The organism is Stenotrophomonas sp. 05N37 (assembly GCF_056397365.1).
In genome coordinates, this window is sequence record NZ_JBFTNG010000002.1 from 545,741 (window position 1) to 566,663 (window position 20,923).

A 20,923-nucleotide genomic window follows, 5' to 3' on the forward strand; every position below is an offset into this window, starting at 1 on the left:
CCGGGGCTTGTCAACGCTTTTGTTAAATTTCTTCACAAACCTGCATCCGCATCCGCCTAGACCGGTTCTGCACACCATCAGCGGTTACCATGGAGGCCAATGAAACCAAAGAAACCGACCCGGGGCGCGAAAGCCCCCAAGTCCCCGGCGCCCCAGGCTGCCGGTCCGTCGGGCAAGCCCCGCGCTGCCGCCAAGAAGGCCGGCAAGCTGCCACCGTGGATGCCCGAATCGATGAACACCCCGGCGCCGCCGCGGGGCGGCAAGCGCGGCGGCCCGAAGCCGGACACCGGCGCGCCGATCCCGACCCGCCGACGCCCGCACCCGAGTACCGCCGACATGAACGTGATCGACCCGCATGCGGCGCGTGAGGCCGAGCGCTATGCCCAGCCCATCGCCAGCCGCGAGGCGATCCTGCAGCTGCTGGACCGCTGCGACGGCCCGCAGACCGCCGAGGAGATCGGCATCCACCTGGGCCTGACCGAACCGGATCGCGCCGATGCACTGGGCAAACGCCTGGGCGCGATGGTGCGCGACGGCCAGCTCGTGCAGAACCGCCGCGGCGGCTTCGCCCCGGTGCAGGCCACCAACCTGATCACCGGCGTGGTCATCGCCAACCCGGAAGGCTTCGGCTTCCTGCGCCCGGTGGAGGGCGGCGACGACCTGTTCCTGCCGCCGTATGAAATGCGCAAGGTCATGCATGGCGACCGCGTGCTGGCCAACGTCACCGGCATCGACCGTCGTGGCCGTCGCGAGGGCAGCATCGCCCGCGTGCTCGAGCGCGGCATGACCCGCCTGATCGGCCGCTTCAGCGTCGAGTTCGGCATCAATTACGTGGTCCCCGACGACAAGCGCGTGCAGCGCAATGTGCAGATCCCGCCCGACCAGACCGGCGATGCCCGCGACGGCCAGCTGGTGGTCTGCGAGCTGACCCAGGCGCCGGATACGCGGCGCCCGCCGATCGGCCGCATCATCGCGGTGCTCGGCGACAAGCTGACCGCTTCGCTGATCGTGGAAACGGCGATCCATGGCCACGAGCTGCCGTTCGAGTTCCCGCAGGAGGTGCTCAACGAGGCCTCGGCGGTGCCGCTGGTGGTGGAGCCGTCGATGATCGGCGGCCGCGTGGACCTGCGCAGTACGCCGCTGGTGACCATTGATGGCGAGGATGCCAAGGACTTCGACGACGCGGTCTATTGCGAACCCAATGCCGACGGCTTCCGCCTGGTTGTGGCCATCGCCGACGTATCCAATTACGTGCGCCCCGGCACCCCGCTGGACGATGAAGCCCAGAAGCGCGCCACCTCGGTGTACTTCCCGGGCTTCGTGGTGCCGATGCTGCCGGAGACTCTCTCCAACGGCATCTGCTCGCTGATGCCCAAGGTCGACCGCATGTGCTTCGTCTGCGACATGCAGGTGAGCCGCGAGGGCGAGGTGGTCCATTCGCGCTTCTACGAGGCGGTGATGAATTCGCACGCCCGCCTGACCTACACCCAGGTCTGGCAGGCGGTCGGCGAGAACGACACGGCCGTGCGCAACCAGATCGCCGCGGTGCTGCCGCAGGTCGAGCGCCTGCACCAGCTGTACAAGGTGCTGGCCAAGGCGCGCACCAAGCGCGGCGCGATCGAGTTCGAGTCGTCTGAAGTGCGCTTCGTGCTCGACAACACCGGTGAGGTCACCCAGGCCGGCATGCTGGTGCGCAACGATGCGCACAAGCTGATCGAAGAATGCATGATCGCGGCCAACGTGCAGGCCGCCCGTTACCTGCTGCACAAGCAGGTGCCGGCGCCGTTCCGCGACCATGCCAAGCCGCCGGAAGCCAAGTACGACGACCTGCTGGAGTTCCTCAAGGAATTCAAGCTGAGCCTGCCGCCGTGGTCGAAGGTGCAGCCGGGCGATTACACCAAGCTGCTCAAGAAGGTGCGCGAGCGCCCGGATGCGGCACTGCTGGAATCGGTCCTGCTGCGCAGCCAGAGCCTGGCGGTGTATTCGCCGGACAACCAGGGCCACTTCGGCCTGTCGCTGGACGCCTACGCCCACTTCACCTCGCCGATCCGTCGCTACCCCGACCTGCTGGTGCACCGCGCGATCAAGCATGCCCTCAGCGGCGCGCCGGTGGAGAAGTTCACCTACGCGGCACGCGAGATGGCCGCACTGGCGCTGCAGTGTTCCGAGCGTGAGCGCCGCGCCGACGAGGCCGAGCGCGAAGTCGACGAGCGCTACCGCGCGGCGTGGATGGAAAAGCACGTCGGCGGTCAGTTCGAAGGCGTGATCAGTGGCGTGACCAGCTTCGGCCTGTTCGTGGAACTGGACGAATCCAAGGTCAACGGCCTGGTCCACGTGACCCAGCTCCCGCACGACTATTACCAGTTCGACGCTACCCGCAAGACCCTCAGCGGCGAACGCCGCGGCAAGGCCTACCGCCTGGGTGACCGGGTGCGCATCCTGGTGCTCAAGGCCAGCATGGAGGAGCGCAAGATCGACTTCCGCCTGGTCGAGGAAAAGGACGACGAGGTGGCCGAGCTGCCGCCGCGCGGCCAGCCCGCCAAGCGCCAGAAGCAGAAGTACTGACCGACGCGCGTACCGGCTCCGGCCGGTACCCCGCCCGTGCCGGTGCCGACCCTGGGTCGGCATCCGCTTGGGCCGCACCCTGCACACACCGATCGGAGCGCATGCCATGCCCGACGACACCCCCCAGTACAGCGGCGGCTGCCAGTGCGGCGCGGTCCGCTTCCATGTGCGCGGTGCGCTGACCGACAGTTCGATCTGCCACTGCCGGATGTGCCAGAAGGCGTTCGGTGCCTATTACGCACCGCTGGTGTCGGTGCGCCAGGTCGATTTCCGCTGGACCCGGGGCGAGCCACGCCGGTTCGCCTCGTCCAACCTGGTCAAGCGCGGTTTCTGCGCGGACTGCGGCACGCCGTTGACCTACGAGGCGCCCGACGGCATGGCCATCGCCGCCGGGGCCTTCGATGCGCCGGCCCGTTTGCCGCCGACCGTGCAGTACGGGGTGGAGAGCAAGCTGCCGTTCGTGGACGGCCTGGGCGCCCTGGCCGTGATCCGCGACGAGGACGATCCGGAAATGACGCTGCTGCAGGGCCTGGTCTCGCACCAGCACCCTGACCATGACACGCCATGATGAGGGGCGGGCAGGGCCTGGCCGGGGCGCGTGGGCGCCCGCGGACGCGGCCGGCGCGGAGGGGGCAGCGGTCCCTGCGCGGCCGGGAGTGAACGCCCGGCAGGGCAGGGCGGGCCTTGATGCTCTACCATTACCACCCCCTGTACCGGTCGTGCCCCCGCAATGAGCAAGCAAAGCCAGTGGATCGTCGGCGTCAACGCCGTCGCCTCTTCGATCGAGAACGATGCCGAGAACGTCCGCGAGGTGCTGATCGAAGCCAGCGCGAAGAATCCGCGGCTGGTCGAGATCGAAGAGAATGCGCGGCGCAAGGGCATCGACGTGCGCAAGGTCAACACCCAGGCGCTGGACGGCGTGGGCGGCTCGGTGCGCCACCAGGGCGTTGCCGCGCGTTACCAGGCCGCACGTACCTATAGCGAAAACGAGCTGGAAGGCCTGGTCGAGGCCGCCGAGGGCAAGGCCCTGCTGCTGGTGCTCGACGAGGTGCAGGACCCGCACAACCTGGGCGCCTGCCTGCGCAGCGCGGCTGCCGCCGGTGCCACCGCGGTGATCATTCCCAAGGACAAGTCCGCGACGGTCAACGCCACCGTGCGCAAGACCTCGGCCGGTGCCGCCGATCGCATCCCGGTGGTGGCGGTGACCAACCTGTCGCGTTGCCTGAAGGATCTGCAGAAGCTGGGGGTGTGGATCTACGGACTGGCCGGCGAAGCCACCGCCTCGCTGTATTCGATCGACCTGAAGGGCAACGTGGCGCTGGTGCTGGGCGGCGAAGCCGACGGCCTGCGCCGCCTCACCCGCGAAAACTGCGACAGCCTGGTCAAGATCCCGATGCCGGGCGACATTGAAAGCCTGAACGTCTCCGTCGCCACCGGCGTGAGCCTGTTCGAAGCCGTCCGCCAGCGCGGTCTGTAACCGCGCGCCGGTAGCGCCGACCGTTGGTCGGCTGAAGACCCGATACGTAGCGCCGACCGTTGGTCGGCTGCAGACCCGATACGTAGCGCCGACCGTTGGTCGGCTGCAGACCCGATACGTAGCGCCGACCGTTGGTCGGCTGCAGACCCGATACGTAGCGCCGACTGTTGGTCGGCTGCAGACCCGGTACGTAGCGCCGACCGTTGGTCGGCTGAAGACCCGATACGCAGCGCCGACCGTTGGTCGGCTGCAGACCCGGTATGTAGAGCCGACCGTTGGTCGGCTGAAGACCCGATACGTAGCGCCGACCGTTGGTCGGCTGAAGACCTGCGCGTAGAGCAGCCGACCAACGGTCGGCTCTACGGTTACCCCGCGCTGCCGCCCAGCGCCTTGAACAGCGTCACATCGTTGATCAGCTGCTTCTGCTTCACCGAGGCCAGCGACAGCTCCGCGTCGCGGCGGGTCTGCTGCGCTTCCAGCCAGGTGCGCAGGTCGGTGGCACCCACGCGGTAACGCACTTCGTACATCCGCTCGATCTCCACCGCCTCGTCATACGACGCCTGCGACGAGGCCACCTGGCGCGCGAACTGCTCGCGGGCCGACAGCGCGTTGTCCACCTCCGACAGCGCGGTATACAGCGTGCGACGGAACTCGTTGGCCGCGATCTGGTAGTCGGTGCCGGCCATGCGCGTGTTCAACTGCGCCTGGCGGATGTTGAGGAACGGCAGCGACAGGCCGGCGCCCAGCGTGGCGACCGGGTTTTCCAGCACGTTGGACAACGACGTCGCGCCGCTGCCGACGCTGCCGGTGAGGCTCAGCGCGGGGTAGTACTGGGTGGCGGTCACCTTGATCGTCTTGAGGCTGTTGCGCAGCCGCAGCTCGGCCGCGCGCAGGTCCGGTCGCCGCCCGAGCAGGTCGGCCGGCAGGCCTTCGGCCACGACCGGGCGGCCACCATCACGCAGTTGCTGCGGCTCTTCGTCCAGTGGCCACGGCTGCCCGTCCAGCAGCACGGTCAGGGCATTGCGGCTGGCCACGCGCTGCTGCTCCAGCGCGCTCTGCGCGGCGCGCTGCGCTTCCAGGCTCTGGGTGGCCTGGCGGACCTCCAGGCGCGACACCGCGCCGGCGTCGAAGCGCGCCTGGACCAGTTGCCGGGTGCGCTCCAGGCGGGCCAGGTTGGCCTGGCCGGCGGTGATCGACTGGTTGAGGAAGGCCAGCGTCCAGTACTGCGTGGCCACATCGCCGACCACCAGCAACGCGGTGTTCTGCAGGTCTTCCTCACGCGCCTGCGCCTCCCACTGGGCGATGTCGCGCTGGGTGCGCAGGCGGCCCCACAGGTCGATTTCCCACTGCAGGGACACGCTGGCCGAGCTGTTACGGCTCCAGTCGGCGCGCTGGTCGATGGCGCGGCTGCCGTTGCTGCCGACGCTGCCGCCGGGCTGCGGCCACAAGGCGTTGTCGGCCAGCCCGGCCTGCAGGCGTGCGCGCTGCACGGCCAGCCCGGCCGAGGCCAGGTCGGTGTTGGCGGCCAGGGCGCGCTCGACCACCCGGTCCAGGCCCGGGTCGCCAAACTGGTGCCACCAGGGGTCGTCACGCACATCGGTGCTGGCGGCATGCGGCAGCGCGTCCACGGTTTCGGTGGGGGCGTTGCGTGCCGCATCGCCCCGCCCGTAGCCGGCCGGCACGGTCGGTGCATCGACCTGGTAGTGCCCGGTGCTGACGCAGGCGCCGAGCGCCAGCGTGGTGGCGCAGGCCAGGGCCAGTGGGCGAAGGCGGGCGAGGGTAAGCGGAGAAAGGACCATCATCATTCGCGCGCCAGCGCCTCCACGGGATCAAGTTGGGCGGCATTGCGCGCCGGAAGGAAGCCGAACGCCACGCCGATCAGGCTGGAGCAGGCGAAGGCCGCGACGATCGACGCGGTCGAGTACACCATCTGGAAATCCGGGGCGAACTTGCCGAACAGCCAGCCCACCAGCAGCGACAGGCCCACGCCGAGCAGGCCGCCGAGCAGGCACACCAGCACCGCCTCGATCAGGAACTGCTGGCGGATGTCGCTCTGTCGCGCGCCCACGGCCATGCGCACGCCGATCTCGCGGGTGCGCTCGGTCACCGACACCAGCATGATGTTCATCACCCCGATGCCGCCCACCAGCAGCGCGATCGCGGCGATCGCGCTGATCAGCAGGGTCATGGTGCGGGTGGTCTGCTCGATGGTCTCGCGGATCTCGGCGCTGTTGCTGAGGAAGAAGTCCTCGGTGCCGTGGCGCATGATCAGCAGCTTGGAAATCGCCGCCTGCGCTGCATCCATCGGCGTGCTGTCATCCACGCGCACGGTGATGCTGGATACATAGCTCTGGCCGAGCATGCGCGACATCACCGTGGTGTAAGGCACCCACACGCCCAGGCTGGTGCTGCCACCGAAGCCGAAGCTCTGTCGCTGCGCCACGCCGATCACCCGTACCGGCACGTTGCCGAGCAGGATCACCTGGCCGATGGGATCGGCGCCGTTGGGGAAGAACTGGGTGCGCGTGTTCTCGTCGATTACCGCCACCTGGGCCAGGCCCTTGACCGCATCGCCATCGAAGAAGCTGCCCTGGCTGAGGGTGACGCCCTTGACCCGGAAGAACTGCTCGCCCACGCCACTTACCTGCGCGGTGGCCGACTGGTTGCGGTAGCGCGCGGTGACCGAGGAGGAGACGCTCGGGGTGGAGCTGTCCACATAGCTCTGCCGTGCCAGCGCGTCCGAATCGCTGGCCTTGAGGGTCTGCACGCGCGCCGAGCGCATGTCGCCGAAGCCGCGCCCGGAGTAGACGTCGATGGTGTTGGTGCCCAGCGCGCTGATGTTCTGCAGGATCTGCTGCTGCGACCCATTGCCCAGGGCCACCACCGAGACCACCGAGGCGATGCCGATGATGATGCCCAGCATGGTCAGGAACGTGCGCAGGCGATGGGCATTCATCGCCAGCAAGGCCATCCGGAATGCCTCGGTGAAGCGGTCGCGCGCGGCGCGCCAGCTGTGGCCCTTGCCGGCGGCCACGGTGGCGTCGCGCTGGGCGCGATAGGTCGGTGCGTTGGGGTTGGCGCGGTCGGCGATGATTTCACCGTCGCGGATCTCGATGATGCGCTGGGCGTGCTCGGCCACGCTCATGTCGTGGGTGACGATGATGATGGTGTGGCCTTCGGCATGCAGCTCGCCGAGGATGCCCATCACTTCCTCGCCGGACCGGGTGTCCAGCGCGCCGGTCGGCTCGTCGGCCAGGATCACCTCGCCACCGTTCATCAGCGCCCGTGCGATCGACACGCGCTGCTGCTGGCCACCGGAAAGCTGGCCGGGCTTGTGCTGCATGCGATCGCCCAGGCCCAGCCGCTGCAGGAGCTGTTCGGCGCGCGCGGTGCGCACGGGGGCGGGGCTGCCGGCATACACAGCCGGCACCTCCACGTTGCCGCGCGCGTCGAGGTCGCCGAGCAGGTGATAGCGCTGGAAGATGAAGCCGAAATGCTCGCGGCGCAGTTCGGCCAGCTCATCCGGCAGCATGCTGCCGGTCTCGCGGCCGGCCACCTGGTAGCTGCCGCGGGTGGGGCGGTCCAGGCAGCCGAGGATGTTCATCAGGGTGGACTTGCCGGAGCCGGACTGGCCGACGATGGCGACGATCTCGCCGGCGGCGATGTCCAGGTTGACGTCGCGCAGCACGGCGATGGTCTCATCGCCGGCGGGAAACTCGCGGCGCAGGTCGCGCAGGCGCAGCAGTGGCATGTCCTTCGACGCCGGGCTCATCGACGCGGTCCACCCATGCCCGGGCCACCGATGCGGACCTGGGCGCCGCGGCCACCGCCGCCGCCACTGCCGGCCGCGGCCGCGGTCGCGCCGCCTTCGCCGACCACCACCTTCTCGCCTTCCTCCACGCCGGACAGCACCTCGGCCGTGGCGCCGTTGTTGATGCCGATCCTGACCTCGCGCGGGGCCGGCATGCCGTCGGCGTCGGCCACGCGCACCATGTACTGGCCATCGCGGGTCTTCGGGCCCAGCGCCACCGCCGGGATGGTCAGCACGCCCTTGGCCTGCTTGAGCATCACCGAGACCTGCGCGGTCATGTCGATGCGCAGGCTGCCGTCCGGGTTTTCCACGTCGAACAACGCGTTGTAGTACACCGCGCTGCTGGAACTGGAACTGGACGCACTGGAACTGGACGAACTGTCGTTGGCGATCGAGGCCGGCGCCGGATTGATCTGGCGCAGGGTGGCGTGGTACTTGCGGTCCGGCTCGCCCAGCGTGGTGAAGTACACCGGCATGCCGGCCTTGATCTTGACCACGTCCGCCTCGGAGACCTCGGCATTGACCGTGACCAGGTCCAGGCGGGCCAGCATCACGATCGTCGGCGCGGTCTGGTTGGCGTTCACCGTGCGCCCTTCCTCGGCGACCACGGCGACCACGGTGCCATCCATGGGCGCGGTGATGCGGGTATAGGACAGGGTGGCGCGGGCGGTGGCCAGTTCGGTCTCGCGGCCCTTGATCTGCGCGTCGTAGGACTGGATCTGCGCGCGGGCGGTCTTCAGCTTGGCGTCGGCGGCGTCGTACTCGGCACGCGAGGTGGCCTCGGCGGCCAGCATCTGCTGCTGGCGCGCGAACTCCAGCTCGGCTTCGCGCAGGCTGGCCTGCTGCACCGCGCGCTGCGCCTTGACCTGGTCCAGCGTGGCCTGGGCGTTGAGCACCTGGTTCTGCTGGGTGGTGGCGTCGATCTCGGCGATCAGGTCGCCTTCCTTGACGGTATCGCCCAGCTGTACCTTCAACGACTTGATCTGGCCGGAGGCCTGCGCACCCACGCTGACCAGCTTGTAGGCATCGATCACGCCGGTGGCTTCCACGGTCTGCTCGATGTCGCCACGGGTGACCGCGGTGGTGGCCAGGGCCGGGGCAGCCGGCTTGCGCAGGTACCATGCGACAATCGCGGCCACCGCGACAAGGACGATGATCGACAGCAGCAGGCGGCCGCGACGGGTGGTGGGCAGGCGGGGCTTCACGATGATCGTCTACTCGGCAGGCCGGCGTGCGGCGTTGTCAGCATTGTGAAGACCCCTCCGCGCTGGCTCAACACTCATCATGTGTCGGGGCGTAACCGCAGCGTGGCTTTCTTATGTCGTTGTGTGTCGAGCGGCTTGTTTGAAACACGCGTACGCAAACCACTGGATGCGGTTCAGCTCCCGACAGGGGATCATGGCCGCATGGAGACTCTCAATCCGATGCATCGACTGCTGATCGTCGACGACGACCACGACATCCGCCACCTGCTGGCCGAACAGCTCGGCCGTGCCGGCTATCAGGTCAGCACCGCCAGCGATGGCCAGGCCATGCGCCAGGTGCTCGAGCGCGAGCACGTGGACCTGATCGTGCTCGACCTCAACCTGCCGCGCGAAGATGGCCTGACCCTGTGCCGCGACCTGCGCGCGCGCTCGAGCACGCCGGTGATCATGCTCACCGCGCGCAGCGAGCCGATCGACCGCGTGCTGGGCCTGGAAATGGGGGCCGACGACTACCTGGGCAAACCGTTCGAGCCGCGCGAACTGCTGGCGCGCATCCGCAATGTGCTGCGCCGCACCGAAGCGCTGCCGGCCAACCTGGAGCCGCTGGCGATCCGGCGCGCGCGCTTCTCGCACTGGATCTTCGACCTGGAGCACCGCCACCTGCTGGATCCGGATGGCCGCGTGGTGGTCCTGTCCGGTGCCGAGTTCCGGCTGCTGCGGGTGTTCGTGGGGCACGCCAACAAGGTGCTCTCGCGCGAACAGCTGGTGGCGTTGAGCAGTGGCCGCAGCTACGAATCCCAGGACCGCGCGATCGACCTGCAGGTCAGCCGGCTGCGCAACAAGCTGGCCGACGATGGCGGCAGCGACGGGTTGATCAAGACCGTGCGCAATGAAGGGTACGTGCTGGCCACGGCGGTGACCCTGGAATGAGACGCCTGGGCCGGTTCTTCGCCTCGATGGTGGGGCGCCTGTTCGTGATCCTGCTGCTGGGCATGAGCGTGGCCGCGATCGGCGCGACGATGCTGGCCAGCGCCAAGCGGCAGCAGGAGTTCGAGCGACAGAACCTCAATCGCATCGCCGACCGGCTGCAGGGCTTCGTCAACATGCTCGACGGCAACCCCGAGCTGCGCGACCGCCTGCTCGACAGCGGGGGCCCCAGCGTGCGGCGGCTGCCGCCCGGCGCGCGGGTGGGGCGCCCGGACACCGCGCTGATGGAGGTGCTGGACGACCGCCCCGGGCCGGTGGCCAGCAGCCAGGTTGCCTTCACCTCGTTCCGCTCCTGCCTGCCGCGGCTGCCCGAGCTGCCGCACCCGAAGAAGCCGCGCAATGGCCCGCCGCGCGAGAGTGACCCCGCCTTCATCCCGCCCAAGTGCCGGATGGTGGCGCTGCGCCTGAGCGATGGTACCCCGCTGCAGCTCGCGCTGGATTCGCCGGCGGTGGCGCACAACGGCATCCTGGCCGTCGACCCGCTGTTCCTGAGCCTGCTGGTGCTGGCCATCGCGGTGCTGGCCTACGTGGTCGCGCGCATGGCCAGCGCGCCGCTGCAGCGCCTGGCCGCCGCGGCGGCCGCGCTCGGCGATGACCTGCAGGGCGCGCCGATGCCGGTGACCGGGCCGCTGGAGGTACGGCGCGCCGCCGAGGCCTTCAATGCCATGCAGAAGCGCCTGCAGCGCCACCTGGGGGAGCGCACCCAGATGCTGGCGGCCATCACCCATGATCTGCAGACCCCGGTGACCCGACTGCGGTTGCGGCTGGAGAACGTGGGCGATGAAGCCCTGCGCGAGCGCCTGATCGGCGACCTGGCGGCCATGCAGGCCTTGATCCGCGAGGGCCTGGAGCTGGCCCGGAGTGCCGAGAGCGCCGAGCAGCGCGCCGCGCTGGACCTGGATTCGCTGCTGGAGAGCATCGTGGAGGACGCGGTGGAAGCCGGTGCCGACGTGCGCTTCGACCGGCCCAGCGGGGCGGTGCTGATGCTGCGCCCGCTGGCCATGCACCGGTTGTTCTCCAACCTGGTCGACAACGCGGTTACCTACGGCCAATCGGCCCGGGTCAGCGTGGAGCAGGACGCGGACAAGGTGGTGGTGCGCATCCGCGACAGCGGCCCGGGCCTGGCCGAGGACGAACTGGAGGCGGTGTTCGACCCGTTCGTGCGGCTGGAGACCTCGCGCTCGCGCGCGACCGGCGGTGCCGGCCTGGGCCTGACCATCGCCCGCGCGCTGGCCGAGAAGGACGGTGCCCGGCTGAAGCTGCGCAACCACCCGAAGGGCGGGTTGGAGGCGGTGGTGGAGTGGCCGGCCAGCCTGCGGGCCAGCGGCGCCCGCCACGCCTGAACGACGTGGACACAAAGTGGTGCGGTTTTGCCTACTATGGGCAACCCCACCGCGTTGTCCTGCATGAGCGCGTCTTTGCCCGTCGGTTGCCATTGGAGTGCATCGCCGCCTGTTGCCTGCTGTCCTGCCCACCCCGGCTGGTCCTGATCGATGGGCCAAGGGGGAGGCGGTAGCCGGTGGCGGCCGGCACAACGAAAGGTCTTGCAGCGCGTCGGCGCGGCGTTGCTGTGGCTGTGCCTGTGCGGGCTGATGTCCTGGCCGCTGTCGGCCCAGGACGGGCCACCGCCGCTGCGCGACTACGCCATCGACGTGTGGACCTCGCGCAACGGCCTGCCGCACAACTCGCTGCGCGACATCGCGCAGACGCCCGAAGGCCACCTGTGGTTCGCCACGTGGGAAGGCCTGGTGCGCTACAACGGCCTGGATTTCACCGTCTTCGACCGCAGCACCAAGCCGGGCCTGCGCGATAACGGCGTGGGCGCGCTGTTCGTCGATCGCGCCGGTGCGCTGTGGATCAGCGACTCGCGCGGCAACGTCACCCGGCGCGGCACCGACGGGCGCTGGCAGGTGTTCGAACATGCCCCGGGCGCGCCGGAGGTCCTGATCCAGGCGATGCAGATGGACAGCCACGGGCGCCTGTGGCTGCTCTACGAGGGCCAGGGCATCGGCAGCCTCGGCGCGGACGGCACCTTCCAGTACCAGAAGCCACCGGCGGACGTGCCGATGGCGATGAGCTTCACCAAGCTGGTGGTGGATGCGCAGGACCGGGTCTGGGTGGGCACGCTGGATGGCCTGGTGGTGCGCGACAACGACGGCGTGCTGCGCCGCGCCCCGGAGAGCTTCGGGCTGGGCCGCGGCCTGGTGTGGCCGTACCGCGCGCCCGACGGGGTGATGTGGATCGTGGCCGGCGAGCGCGTCTACCGCATGCAGGACGGCCTGCCGCAGCTGCAGCACCGCCTGCCCGGGGTGATGCATATCACCGCGATGCTGCAGGACCGGCACGGCGACCTGTGGCTGGGCACCGAGAACCAGGGCCTGCTGCGCTTGTCGCGGCATGGGCTCGAGCGCCTGCCGAACGGGCTGTCGCTGCCCGGAGGGCGGGTGGTGAGCCTGCGCGAAGACGCCGAAGGCAGCATCTGGGTGGGCGCCAACGGCGGCCTGTACCGCTTGCGCGAGACCTTGTTCAGCAGCTTCACCGAGCGCGATGGGCTCAGCGGCGACTACGTGCGCACGGTGCTGGAGGACCAGGACCGGCAACTGTGGATCGGCAGCGCCAACGGCCTGGACCGGCGCGATGCGCAGGGCCGGTTCGTGCCGGTACGGCTGCACAACAGTGGCGGCAAGACTCCCTCGGTGCTGAGCCTGGCCCAGGACCACGACGGCGACCTGTGGGTGGGCACCTTCGGCGATGGCGTGTTCCGCCTGGACTCCCACGGGCGCACGCTGCGCATCTACGGCACGGCCGATGGCCTGCCCGGCGGCAACATCCGCGCGATGAGCGTGGACCGCGCCGGCGCGGTGTGGGCCGGCACCCAGAAGGGCGTGGTGCGGATCGACCGCAGCGGCGTGCACGTGCCCGACCTGCCGGGGATGCCCGGTGGACTGATCACGGCGATGACGCACGACGCCGATGGCGCGTTGTGGATCGGCACCATCGAAGGCATCAAGGTGCTGCGCGGCGACCACGTGCAGAGCATCGACCTGGCCCCGCTGGGAGGCGGGCGCAGCGTGTTCGGTTTCCAGCAGATCGGCGATGCGATGTGGATCAGCAGTGATCGCGGCCTGTACCGCTGGGAAGACGGCACGCTGGCGAGGGTCGGCCTGGAGCAGGGGATGCCGGTGGACACGGTCTTCCAGCTGGTGCCCGACCGGGTCGGCAATGTCTGGATCAGCAGCAACCGGGGCGTGCTGCGCACCGACATGGCCATGCTCAACCAGGTCGCCGATGGCCGCGCCAAGCGGGTCGAGGTGGAGCATTACAACGAAATCGACGGCATGGCCAACTCGCAGGCCAACGGCAGTTCCGGGCCGTCGGCGCTGCTGCGTCAGGACGGCACGTTCTGGGTGGTCACCGCCGGTGGCCTGAGCATGGTCGACCCGTTGCGCCTGCAGCGCTTCCGCGAGCGCCTCGCCCCGCCGGCGGTGATCGAGAACGTGCTGGTGGATGGCAAGCCGCTGCATTGGCAGGGCAGCGACCACAACCGCATTCCCGGTGGGCGCCGGCTCAGCGTGAGTTATGTCGGCCTGAGCTACCTGATGTCCGAGCGGATCCGCTACCGCACCCGCCTGGCCGGCCTGGACAACGGCTGGATCGAGCGCGGCCAGCAGCGCAGCGTGGAGTTCATCGGCCTGCCGCCCGGCGACTACACCCTGCACGTATCGGCGGCCCATCCGGGCGGTAGCTGGAGCGACAGCGAAGCGGTGTGGGAGTTCACCGTCGAACCATTCCTGTGGCAGCGCCGCAGCGTGCAGGCGATCGCCGCCCTGCTGTTGCTGGCCGGGTTGGTCGCGCTGTACCGCTACCTGATCAACCGCTACAAGGCCAGCAACATCCGCCTGGCGCGGATGGTGGACGAGGCCACCCGCGACCTGCAGGCGCAGACGGTCAACCTGCAGGCCCTGAACCAGGAAAAGACCGAACTGGCCGACCGCCTGGCGGTGCAGGCCGAGCAGTTCGGGCGCCAGGCGCGCGAGGACGCGTTGACCGGGCTGCCCAACCGGCGCGCATTCGACGAGGCGCTGGCCCGCGATTTCGCCCGCTCGCAGCGCAGTGGCCATCCGCTGTGCTTGGTGGTGCTGGACATCGACCACTTCAAGGAGGTCAACGACCAGCACAGCCACAGCGTGGGCGACGTGGTGCTGGTTGAAGTGGCGCGGGTGATCGCCTCGGCCTGTCGCGACTCGGACATGCCGGCGCGTACCGGTGGCGAAGAGTTCACCCTGCTGCTCAACGACACCCGCCTGGCGGAAGCGGCGCAGGTCTGCGCGCGCCTGCGCGGGCTGTTCCATGACCATCCGGACTGGGCCGGCGTGCCGGGCCTGAAGGTGACCTTCAGCGCCGGCCTGGTCGAACTGGATGCCGCCGACCGCACCCCGATGCTGCTCTACCAGCGCGCCGACCGTGCGCTGTACCGCGCCAAGAGCGAGGGACGGGACCGCACCGCAATCGGGTAGAGCCGACCGTTGGCCGGCTGCGCGCAGTGATCGATACATCCGTAGAGCCGACCGTTGGTCGGCTGCGCGCGATGATCGATACACCCGTAGAGCCGACCGTTGGTCGGCTGAGCGCGATGGGGGATGTGCGGGCGGTTGGCGTTGAAGAGCAGCCGACCAACGGTCGGCTCTACGGTCGCGGCCACGCGACGGCGATGGTGCAGAACGACTTGACGTTCTGCTCGGTCTCGTACACCGCGCTGTGCGCCTCGTCGGCATCCCAGCCCAGGCCCGCGGCGGTGGCCGCAGGTAAGAGCACGGTCTGGCCACAGACCGTGCTCGGCTGCGCGCGGTGATCGATACACCGGTAGAGCCGACCGTTGGTCGGCTGAGCGCGATGATCGATACACCCGTAGAGCCGACCGTTGGTCGGCTGCGCGCGATGGGGGATGTGCAGGCGGTTGGGGCTGAAGAGCAGCCGACCAACGGTCGGCTCTATGGTCGCGGCCACGCGACGGCGATGGTGCAGAACGACTTGGCGTTCTGTTCGGTGTCGCACACCGCGCTGTGCGCGTCGTCGGCATCCCAGCCCAGGCCCGCGGCGGTGGCCGCGGGTAAGAGCACGGTCTGGCCATAGACCGTGGCCGGCTGCGCGCGGTGATCGATACACCGGTAGAGCCGACCGTTGGTCGGCTGCGCGCGATGGGGGATGTGCAGGCGGTTGGCGTTGAAGAGCAGCCGACCAACGGTCGGCTCTACGGTCGCGGCCACGCGATGGCGATGGTGCAGAACGACTTTGGCGGTCTGCTCGGTGTCGTACACCGCGCTGCGCGCGTCGTCGGCATCCCAGCCCAGGCCCGCGGCGGTGGCCGCGCGTAAGAGCACGGCCTCGCCACAGACCGTGCTCGGCTGCGCGCGGTGATCGATACACCGGTAGAGCCGACCGTTGGTCGGCTGCGCGCGATGGGGGATGTGCAGGCGGTTGGCGCTGAAGAGCAGCCGACCAACGGTCGGCTTTACGGCTTCGGCCAGGCGTTGGCGATGGTGCAGAACAACTTGGCGGTCTGCTCGGTGTCGTAGACGGCGCTGTGCGCTTCGTCGGCATCCCAGCCCAGGCCCGCGGCGGTGGCCGCGCGTAAGAGCACGGCCTCGCCATAGACCGTGGTCGGCTGCGCGCGGTGATCGATACACCGGTAGAGCCGGGGTTTGTCGGCTGCTCGCAGTGGTCGATACACCCGTAGAGCCGACCGTTGGTCGGCTGCGCGCGATGATCGATACATCCGTAGAGCCGACCGTTGGTCGGCTGCACGCGATGATCGATACACCCGTAGAGCCGACCGTTGGTCGGCTGCGCGCGATGATCGATACATCCGTAGAGCGGACCGTTGGTCGGCTGCGCGCGGTGATCGATACACCGGTAGAGCCGACCGTTGGTCGGCTGCGCGCGATGGGGAGCGTGCAGGCAGTTGGCGTTCAAGAGCAGCCGACCAACGGTCGGCTCTACGGTCGCGGCCAGGCGTTGGCGATGGTGCAGAACAACTTGGCGGTCTGCTCGGTGTCGTAGACGGCGCTGTGCGCTTCGTCGGCATCCCAGCCCAGGCCCGCGGCGGTGGCCGCGCGTGCCAGCACGGTCTGGCCGTAGGCGATGCCGGCCATGGTCACCGTGTCGAATACGCTGAAGGGGTGGAACGGGTTGCGCTTGTGGCCCACCCGGTTGACCGCGGCATTGACGAAACCGAGGTCGAAGTGCGCGTTGTGGCCGACCAGGATCGCGCGCTGGCAGCCGTACTTCTTCACCGCTGCCCGGACCGGGGCGAAGATGTGGTCCAGCGCGTCCTTCTCGGACTTGGCCAGGCGGAACGGGTGGTCCAGGATGATCCCGGTGATCTCCAGGGACTTCGGATCGATCTCCAGGCCTTCGGCCGGGATCACGTGCGCGCTGGCGGTCTGGCCGGGGTAGAGCAGGCCGTTGTCGTCCATTTCGATCGGCACCGCGGCGATTTCCAGCAGCGCGTTGCGGTTGCAGTCGAAGCCACCGGTCTCCACGTCGATCACCACCGGCAGGAAGCCCCGGAAGCGGGTTGCCATCAAACGCTGGGCGAGGGAGGGCGAAACAGTGGCGTCCGCGGCGGTCGCGGCGGGCTGGGGGAGGTCTTCGGTCATCGCGGCAGTCTACCAGAGCAGCTTGAACGGGCCGTTTCAGGGCCGGCTGCGTGTCAGCAAGCGACCGGCTGTTCGGCGCCGATCACGCCAGCGGCAAGCAGTTGCGCCAGGAGCACGCGACCGTCCGGTTCCAGATCCGGCAGGGCCAGGCCATGCTGGTCTGCCAGGTGCTGCAGGTGCTCGGCGCCGCTGCGGGGTGGGGCGGTGTCCATCTGCTCCAGCAGTTGCCAGGCCAGCGCGCTCAACTGGGAGAACACGACGGTGCCGTCCGGCGCGCGGCGTGCGAGCAGGAAGGTGGGCTGCACGGGCGCGAGAGCCGGCTGGCAAGCGCGGCCCAGCTGCGGCACGGGCCAGCGGTAAGCCAGCGGCCAGGCCAGCGACGCGCGTCGCAGCCGGGTCGACCACGGATCCATGCCCGGCTCCGGCGCCGGCAACGGTGACGCATCCAGGCCCTGCAAGGCCTGTTCGACCCATTCGTAATGCGCCAGTTCGGCAAGAAACGGCCGCGGCAGATCGTCCAGCGCCTGCAGCCAGGCGACGAACTCGGCCGCCACCTCGGTGAACAGCGGTGAGGTGCAGCGGTGCGTGACGAGATAGCGTCGGCACAGCGCCGCCCATTCGTCGTCGTCCAGCACCTGCAGCAGCACCGGGAAGCTGCCGGCCAACAGCGCCTGCAGGGTGTTGAACAGCAGGTCGCGATAGACCTGCAGGCGTGTCTCGTCCAGCCCGGCCGGGGCCGGCTGGTGCTGCGGATCGCGCAGGTGCGCGGTCAGGGCCCACTGCTGCGCGCGCAGGGTGTCGCTCATGCCGCCACCTCACCTGCGCTGCGGTCGAGGATGCGCCGGACCTGGTGCAGTTCCTGGCGCAGCTCTGCATAGGGCGGGATATTGAAATCGCGTTCGAGCAGGGTCGGGCGCGGCCCAAAACGGGCGCAGGCGTCGCGCAACAGGGCCCAGACCGGATCGGTCACCGGGCTGCCGTGGGTATCGATCTTCAGGTCGACCGCCGCATCGAAGTGGCCAGCGACGTGCATGCACACCACGCGCTCGGCGGGCAGGCCGGCAAGGTAGGCGCTGGCATCGAAGCCATGGTTGGTGGCGTTGACGTAGACGTTGTTGACGTCCAGCAGCAGGTCGCAGTCGGCCTCGGCCAGCACCGCGCGGGTGAAGTCCAGCTCGCTCATCGCCGCGTGCGGGGTAAGGTAGGTCGATACGTTCTCCACCGCGATCCGGCGCCCGAGGCGGTCCTGCACCTGGGCGATGCGGTGGGCGGTGTGGCGCACGGCTTCCTCGGTGAACGGCAGTGGCAGCAGGTCGTAGAGGTGGCCGTCGTCGCTGCAGTAACTGAGGTGTTCGCTGTACAGCACCGCCTGGTGCCGGCGCAGGAAGCGGTCTACCTGGTCGAGGAAATCCATGTCCAGCGGTGCGCTGCCGCCGAGCGACAGCGACAGCCCATGGCAGGTGAGGGGATAGCGTGCGCCGAGTGCCTGCAGGCGCTCGGCCCAGATGCCCCCCAGGCCGATCCAGTTTTCCGGCGCGCATTCGAGGAAGTCGATGTCGCCGGCCGGTGCACGGTCCAGGTCATCGAGCAGCGCGCGGCGCAGCCCCAGCCCCACCGCCGCCGCGGGCAGCGACGCTGGGCCAAGGGCGGCGGGTTCAGCGCTGGGGTCAGTGCCTGGCACCGCACTTGCCTTCGCCGCACTTGCCTTCGGCCCCCTTCCTGTCGCCCGCCCTGGGCGCCGGGGCGGGTGTGGTCTTGCCCTTGTCGGCCCCGCACGCGCCTTCGCCACATTTGCCCTCGGCGCCCTTGCCGGCCGCCGCCGTGGTCGTGCCGGCGCCGCACTTGCCTTCCCCGCATTTGCCCTCGGCCGCCTTGTCGGCCGTCTTCGGCGCGGCCTGCGTGGCCAGGGAATAGCCCTGCACCAGATCGGTCATCGACAGCGCCGATGCGGTCGCGCTCATGCCAAGGCTGCCGGCCAACGTGGCGCAGGTCAGCAGGCCAATGCGGGGGCGGGTCTTGTTCATGCAGGGAATCCTTGGAAGGGCACGGGGCCGGAGAGAGGCCTGCGGAGCATGCCGGATTGGCGGCGCGTGGGGAACATCCCAGCGGTCCCCAAACGGCAGAAGCGCCGGTTGCCCGGCGCTCCTGGAGATCACACCAACGGCCCGGGCTCAGCGCCCGTTGAGCACCACGTCGGCGATCAGCCCGGTGGCGGCGGCGATCAGCACGTAGCGGCCATCGACATGGCGCCATTGCTGGCCACGGCCAGGCGCGCGCAGGCCGTGGCGCTTGTAGTCGCGCACGTAGTCGCCGCGATGGTCGCGCTGGAGGTGGCCACCGCGACGGGGCGGCTCGTGCCGGTCATGGCCGCGTGGGTTGGCGTGGTTGCGGTCCTGTTGCCCGTGGCGGTCGCGGTCGTCGCGGTCGGGGTGGTGGTCAGGGCCGGCAAAGGCCGATCCGCTGGCGAGAAGGGTCAACGACAAGGTGGCGGCGAGCAGGCGTTTCATGGGGAGATCCTTCCGGGAGCGGTGGGTTTCAACCGCAGCTCCAGACTCGGATTTTCTGCATGAACAGGCAATTAAAAAGGCCGATACGCGGGTATCGGCCTGTAACGACGTGTATCGGGCGGGGCGAACGGCTTACAACTGTTCGCCACTGGTTTCGTCGGCCTTCGCGCGCGGCGGCAGCACCTGCTCGCCGTGCACCAGGAACCACACGTTCTCGGCGATGTTGGTGGCATGGTCGCCCACACGCTCCAGGTTCTTGGCCATGAACAGCAGGTGCGTGCACGGGGTGATGTTGCGCGGGTCTTCCATCATGTAGGTCAGCAGCTCGCGGAACAGCGCGGTGTACTGCGCGTCCAGGCGCGCGTCGTCATCTCGCAGGGCCAGGGCGGCGGCGGCGTCGTTGTCGCGGTAGGCCTGGATGGCGCGGCGAACCTGCTCGGCGGCCAGCCGGCCAAGCGAGCGCAGGCCTTCGATCTGCGGCAGCGGCGGCACCTTGCTCAGCGCGATCGAACGCTTGGCCACGTTGGCGGCGTAGTCGCCGATGCGTTCGATGTCGGCCGGGATGCGCAGGCCGGCGAGGATCTCGCGCAGGTCGCGGGCCATCGGGCCACGCAGCGCCAGGCGCATCACGTCGTGGCTGATCTGCTGTTCCAGCGCGTCGATCGCTTCATCGTTGGCGATGATGCGATGGGCGGCGTGGTCGTCGCGCTTTTCGATGACGTCCATGGACGCCTCGAGCTGGGCGACGGCCATCTCGCCCATGCGCACGATCTCGGCCACCAGGCGCTGCTGCTCTTCGTCGTAGCTCTTGACGATGTGGTCGTTGGGAATGCTCATGCGGTTCTATCCAGAGGTTCGTGGGCGGGCCGGAATCAGCCGAAGCGGCCGGTGATGTAGTCTTCGGTCTGCTGCTTGTTGGGCTGCGAGAAGATCACTTCGGTGCGGTCGTGTTCGATCAGGTCGCCCAGGTACATGAAGGCGGTGTAGTCGGACACGCGCGCGGCCTGCTGCATGTTGTGGGTGACGATGACGATGGTGTAATCGTGCTTGAGCTCTTCGACCAGCTGCTCGATGCGGCTGGTGGAGATCGGGTCCAGCGCCGAGGTCGGTTCGTCCAGCAGCAGGACGTCCGGGCGCAGGGCCACGGCGCGGGCGATGCACAGACGCTGCTGCTGGCCACCGGACAGGCCCAGCGCGCTCTGGTTGAGCTTGTCCTTCACTTCGTCCCACAGCGCGCCCTGGCGCAGCGCCTGTTCGACGCGCACGGTCATGTCGGCCTTGGACAGCTTTTCGTGGTGGCGGATGCCGTAGGCGACGTTCTCGAAGATGGTCATCGGGAACGGCACCGGCTTCTGGAACACCATGCCGACCTTGCTGCGCAGGCGGTTCATCGGGTACTTCGGCGAGAGGATGTTCTCCCCGTCCAGCAGCACTTCGCCGCGCGCTTCCAGCTTGGGGTACAGCGCGTAGATGCGGTTGAAGATGCGCAGCAGGGTGGACTTGCCGCAGCCGGACGGGCCGATCAGCGCGGTGACGCGCTTCTCGGGGATTTCCAGCTCGATGTTCTTCAGGGCGTGGAATTTGTCGTAGTAGAAGTCCAGCCCGCGCGCGGCCAGCTTGATCGGCGCCGGGGTCTGCAGGCTTTCATGCGAGGCCGGGACCACGATGCGCTGCATCGGCACGGCGTTGGAGAGGTCGTTCATGGCGAGGTC

Annotated in this window: 16 protein-coding genes and 4 pseudogenes; 6 read left to right on the plus strand and 14 right to left on the minus strand. The window is 69.0% G+C overall.

Features of this window, described 5'->3' with window-relative positions:
* Positions 1 to 99 precede the first annotated feature (99 nt).
* The 3 genes from rnr to rlmB all read left to right on the plus strand — a co-directional run bounded on the left by rnr (position 100) and on the right by rlmB (position 4,042).
* Complete coding sequence (gene rnr / locus AC1DGC_RS09055) at positions 100 to 2,565, plus strand: ribonuclease R (protein WP_478047696.1); 2,466 nt, start codon at positions 100 to 102, stop codon at positions 2,563 to 2,565.
* A 106-nt stretch (positions 2,566 to 2,671) separates the two neighbouring features.
* Complete coding sequence (locus AC1DGC_RS09060; protein ID WP_259204241.1) at positions 2,672 to 3,133, plus strand: GFA family protein; 462 nt, start codon at positions 2,672 to 2,674, stop codon at positions 3,131 to 3,133.
* A gap of 162 nt (positions 3,134 to 3,295) precedes the next feature.
* Positions 3,296 to 4,042, plus strand: coding sequence for a 23S rRNA (guanosine(2251)-2'-O)-methyltransferase RlmB (rlmB, locus tag AC1DGC_RS09065; RefSeq protein ID WP_259204247.1), 747 nt, complete (start codon positions 3,296 to 3,298; stop codon positions 4,040 to 4,042).
* Between the two features lie 365 nt (positions 4,043 to 4,407).
* On the opposite strand, the gene AC1DGC_RS09070 is transcribed toward rlmB, so the two are convergent.
* The 3 genes from AC1DGC_RS09070 to AC1DGC_RS09080 are packed head-to-tail and all read right to left on the minus strand — an operon-like array spanning position 4,408 to position 9,058.
* Complete coding sequence (locus AC1DGC_RS09070) at positions 4,408 to 5,841, minus strand: efflux transporter outer membrane subunit (RefSeq protein WP_259204248.1); 1,434 nt, start codon at positions 5,839 to 5,841, stop codon at positions 4,408 to 4,410.
* A gap of 2 nt (positions 5,842 to 5,843) precedes the next feature.
* The gene (locus tag AC1DGC_RS09075) at positions 5,844 to 7,814 is read right to left on the minus strand and encodes a MacB family efflux pump subunit (RefSeq protein WP_259204249.1); all 1,971 of its coding nucleotides are present in this window, start codon (positions 7,812 to 7,814) and stop codon (positions 5,844 to 5,846) included.
* Complete coding sequence (locus AC1DGC_RS09080) at positions 7,811 to 9,058, minus strand: efflux RND transporter periplasmic adaptor subunit (protein WP_394164820.1); 1,248 nt, start codon at positions 9,056 to 9,058, stop codon at positions 7,811 to 7,813. The genes AC1DGC_RS09075 and AC1DGC_RS09080 overlap by 4 nt, the downstream gene beginning before the upstream one ends.
* A gap of 201 nt (positions 9,059 to 9,259) precedes the next feature.
* Here AC1DGC_RS09080 and AC1DGC_RS09085 point away from each other — a divergent pair, with 201 nt between their 5' ends.
* The 3 genes from AC1DGC_RS09085 to AC1DGC_RS09095 all read left to right on the plus strand — a co-directional run bounded on the left by AC1DGC_RS09085 (position 9,260) and on the right by AC1DGC_RS09095 (position 14,562).
* Entirely contained in the window at positions 9,260 to 9,988 is a 729-nt protein-coding gene (locus AC1DGC_RS09085; RefSeq protein WP_259204255.1) for a response regulator, read from the plus strand.
* On the plus strand, positions 9,985 to 11,388 hold the full coding sequence (locus tag AC1DGC_RS09090; protein WP_478047697.1) for an ATP-binding protein: 1,404 nt from the start codon (positions 9,985 to 9,987) through the stop codon (positions 11,386 to 11,388). Before AC1DGC_RS09085 ends, AC1DGC_RS09090 begins: the two co-directional genes overlap by 4 nt.
* A 249-nt stretch (positions 11,389 to 11,637) precedes the next feature.
* The gene (locus AC1DGC_RS09095; RefSeq protein WP_478047808.1) at positions 11,638 to 14,562 is read left to right on the plus strand and encodes a two-component regulator propeller domain-containing protein; all 2,925 of its coding nucleotides are present in this window, start codon (positions 11,638 to 11,640) and stop codon (positions 14,560 to 14,562) included.
* Between the two features lie 169 nt (positions 14,563 to 14,731).
* On the opposite strand, the pseudogene AC1DGC_RS09100 reads toward AC1DGC_RS09095, so the two are convergent.
* From AC1DGC_RS09100 to pstB, 11 genes and pseudogenes are all read right to left on the minus strand, one after another.
* A pseudogene (locus tag AC1DGC_RS09100) lies at positions 14,732 to 14,869 on the minus strand (ribonuclease T); the annotation flags it as partial.
* 167 nt (positions 14,870 to 15,036) lie between these two features.
* Positions 15,037 to 15,180: pseudogene (locus AC1DGC_RS09105) on the minus strand (ribonuclease T); the annotation flags it as partial.
* 116 nt (positions 15,181 to 15,296) lie between these two features.
* Positions 15,297 to 15,435: pseudogene (locus AC1DGC_RS09110) on the minus strand (ribonuclease T); the annotation flags it as partial.
* 122 nt (positions 15,436 to 15,557) lie between these two features.
* Positions 15,558 to 15,698, minus strand: a pseudogene (locus AC1DGC_RS09115) (ribonuclease T); the annotation flags it as partial.
* 343 nt (positions 15,699 to 16,041) lie between these two features.
* Positions 16,042 to 16,629, minus strand: a complete 588-nt coding sequence (gene rnt / locus AC1DGC_RS09120; protein WP_259205016.1) for a ribonuclease T — start codon at positions 16,627 to 16,629, stop codon at positions 16,042 to 16,044.
* A 128-nt stretch (positions 16,630 to 16,757) separates the two neighbouring features.
* A complete protein-coding gene (locus AC1DGC_RS09125) occupies positions 16,758 to 17,510 on the minus strand; it encodes an HvfC family RiPP maturation protein (RefSeq protein WP_478047698.1) in 753 nt (250 codons plus the stop codon).
* The gene (locus tag AC1DGC_RS09130) at positions 17,507 to 18,385 is read right to left on the minus strand and encodes an HvfB family MNIO-type RiPP peptide maturase (protein WP_449336484.1); all 879 of its coding nucleotides are present in this window, start codon (positions 18,383 to 18,385) and stop codon (positions 17,507 to 17,509) included. The genes AC1DGC_RS09125 and AC1DGC_RS09130 overlap by 4 nt, the downstream gene beginning before the upstream one ends.
* Positions 18,372 to 18,728: an HvfA family oxazolone/thioamide-modified RiPP metallophore gene (locus AC1DGC_RS09135; RefSeq protein WP_394164910.1), complete on the minus strand. Its 357-nt coding sequence runs from the start codon at positions 18,726 to 18,728 to the stop codon at positions 18,372 to 18,374. The genes AC1DGC_RS09130 and AC1DGC_RS09135 overlap by 14 nt, the downstream gene beginning before the upstream one ends.
* A 147-nt stretch (positions 18,729 to 18,875) precedes the next feature.
* Positions 18,876 to 19,211, minus strand: a complete 336-nt coding sequence (locus tag AC1DGC_RS09140; RefSeq protein ID WP_449336485.1) for an RcnB family protein — start codon at positions 19,209 to 19,211, stop codon at positions 18,876 to 18,878.
* A 132-nt stretch (positions 19,212 to 19,343) separates the two neighbouring features.
* Complete coding sequence (phoU, locus tag AC1DGC_RS09145; RefSeq protein ID WP_259204265.1) at positions 19,344 to 20,048, minus strand: phosphate signaling complex protein PhoU; 705 nt, start codon at positions 20,046 to 20,048, stop codon at positions 19,344 to 19,346.
* A gap of 35 nt (positions 20,049 to 20,083) precedes the next feature.
* Positions 20,084 to 20,914, minus strand: a complete 831-nt coding sequence (pstB, locus tag AC1DGC_RS09150) for a phosphate ABC transporter ATP-binding protein PstB (RefSeq protein WP_394164915.1) — start codon at positions 20,912 to 20,914, stop codon at positions 20,084 to 20,086.
* Positions 20,915 to 20,923: the final 9 nt, after the last annotated feature.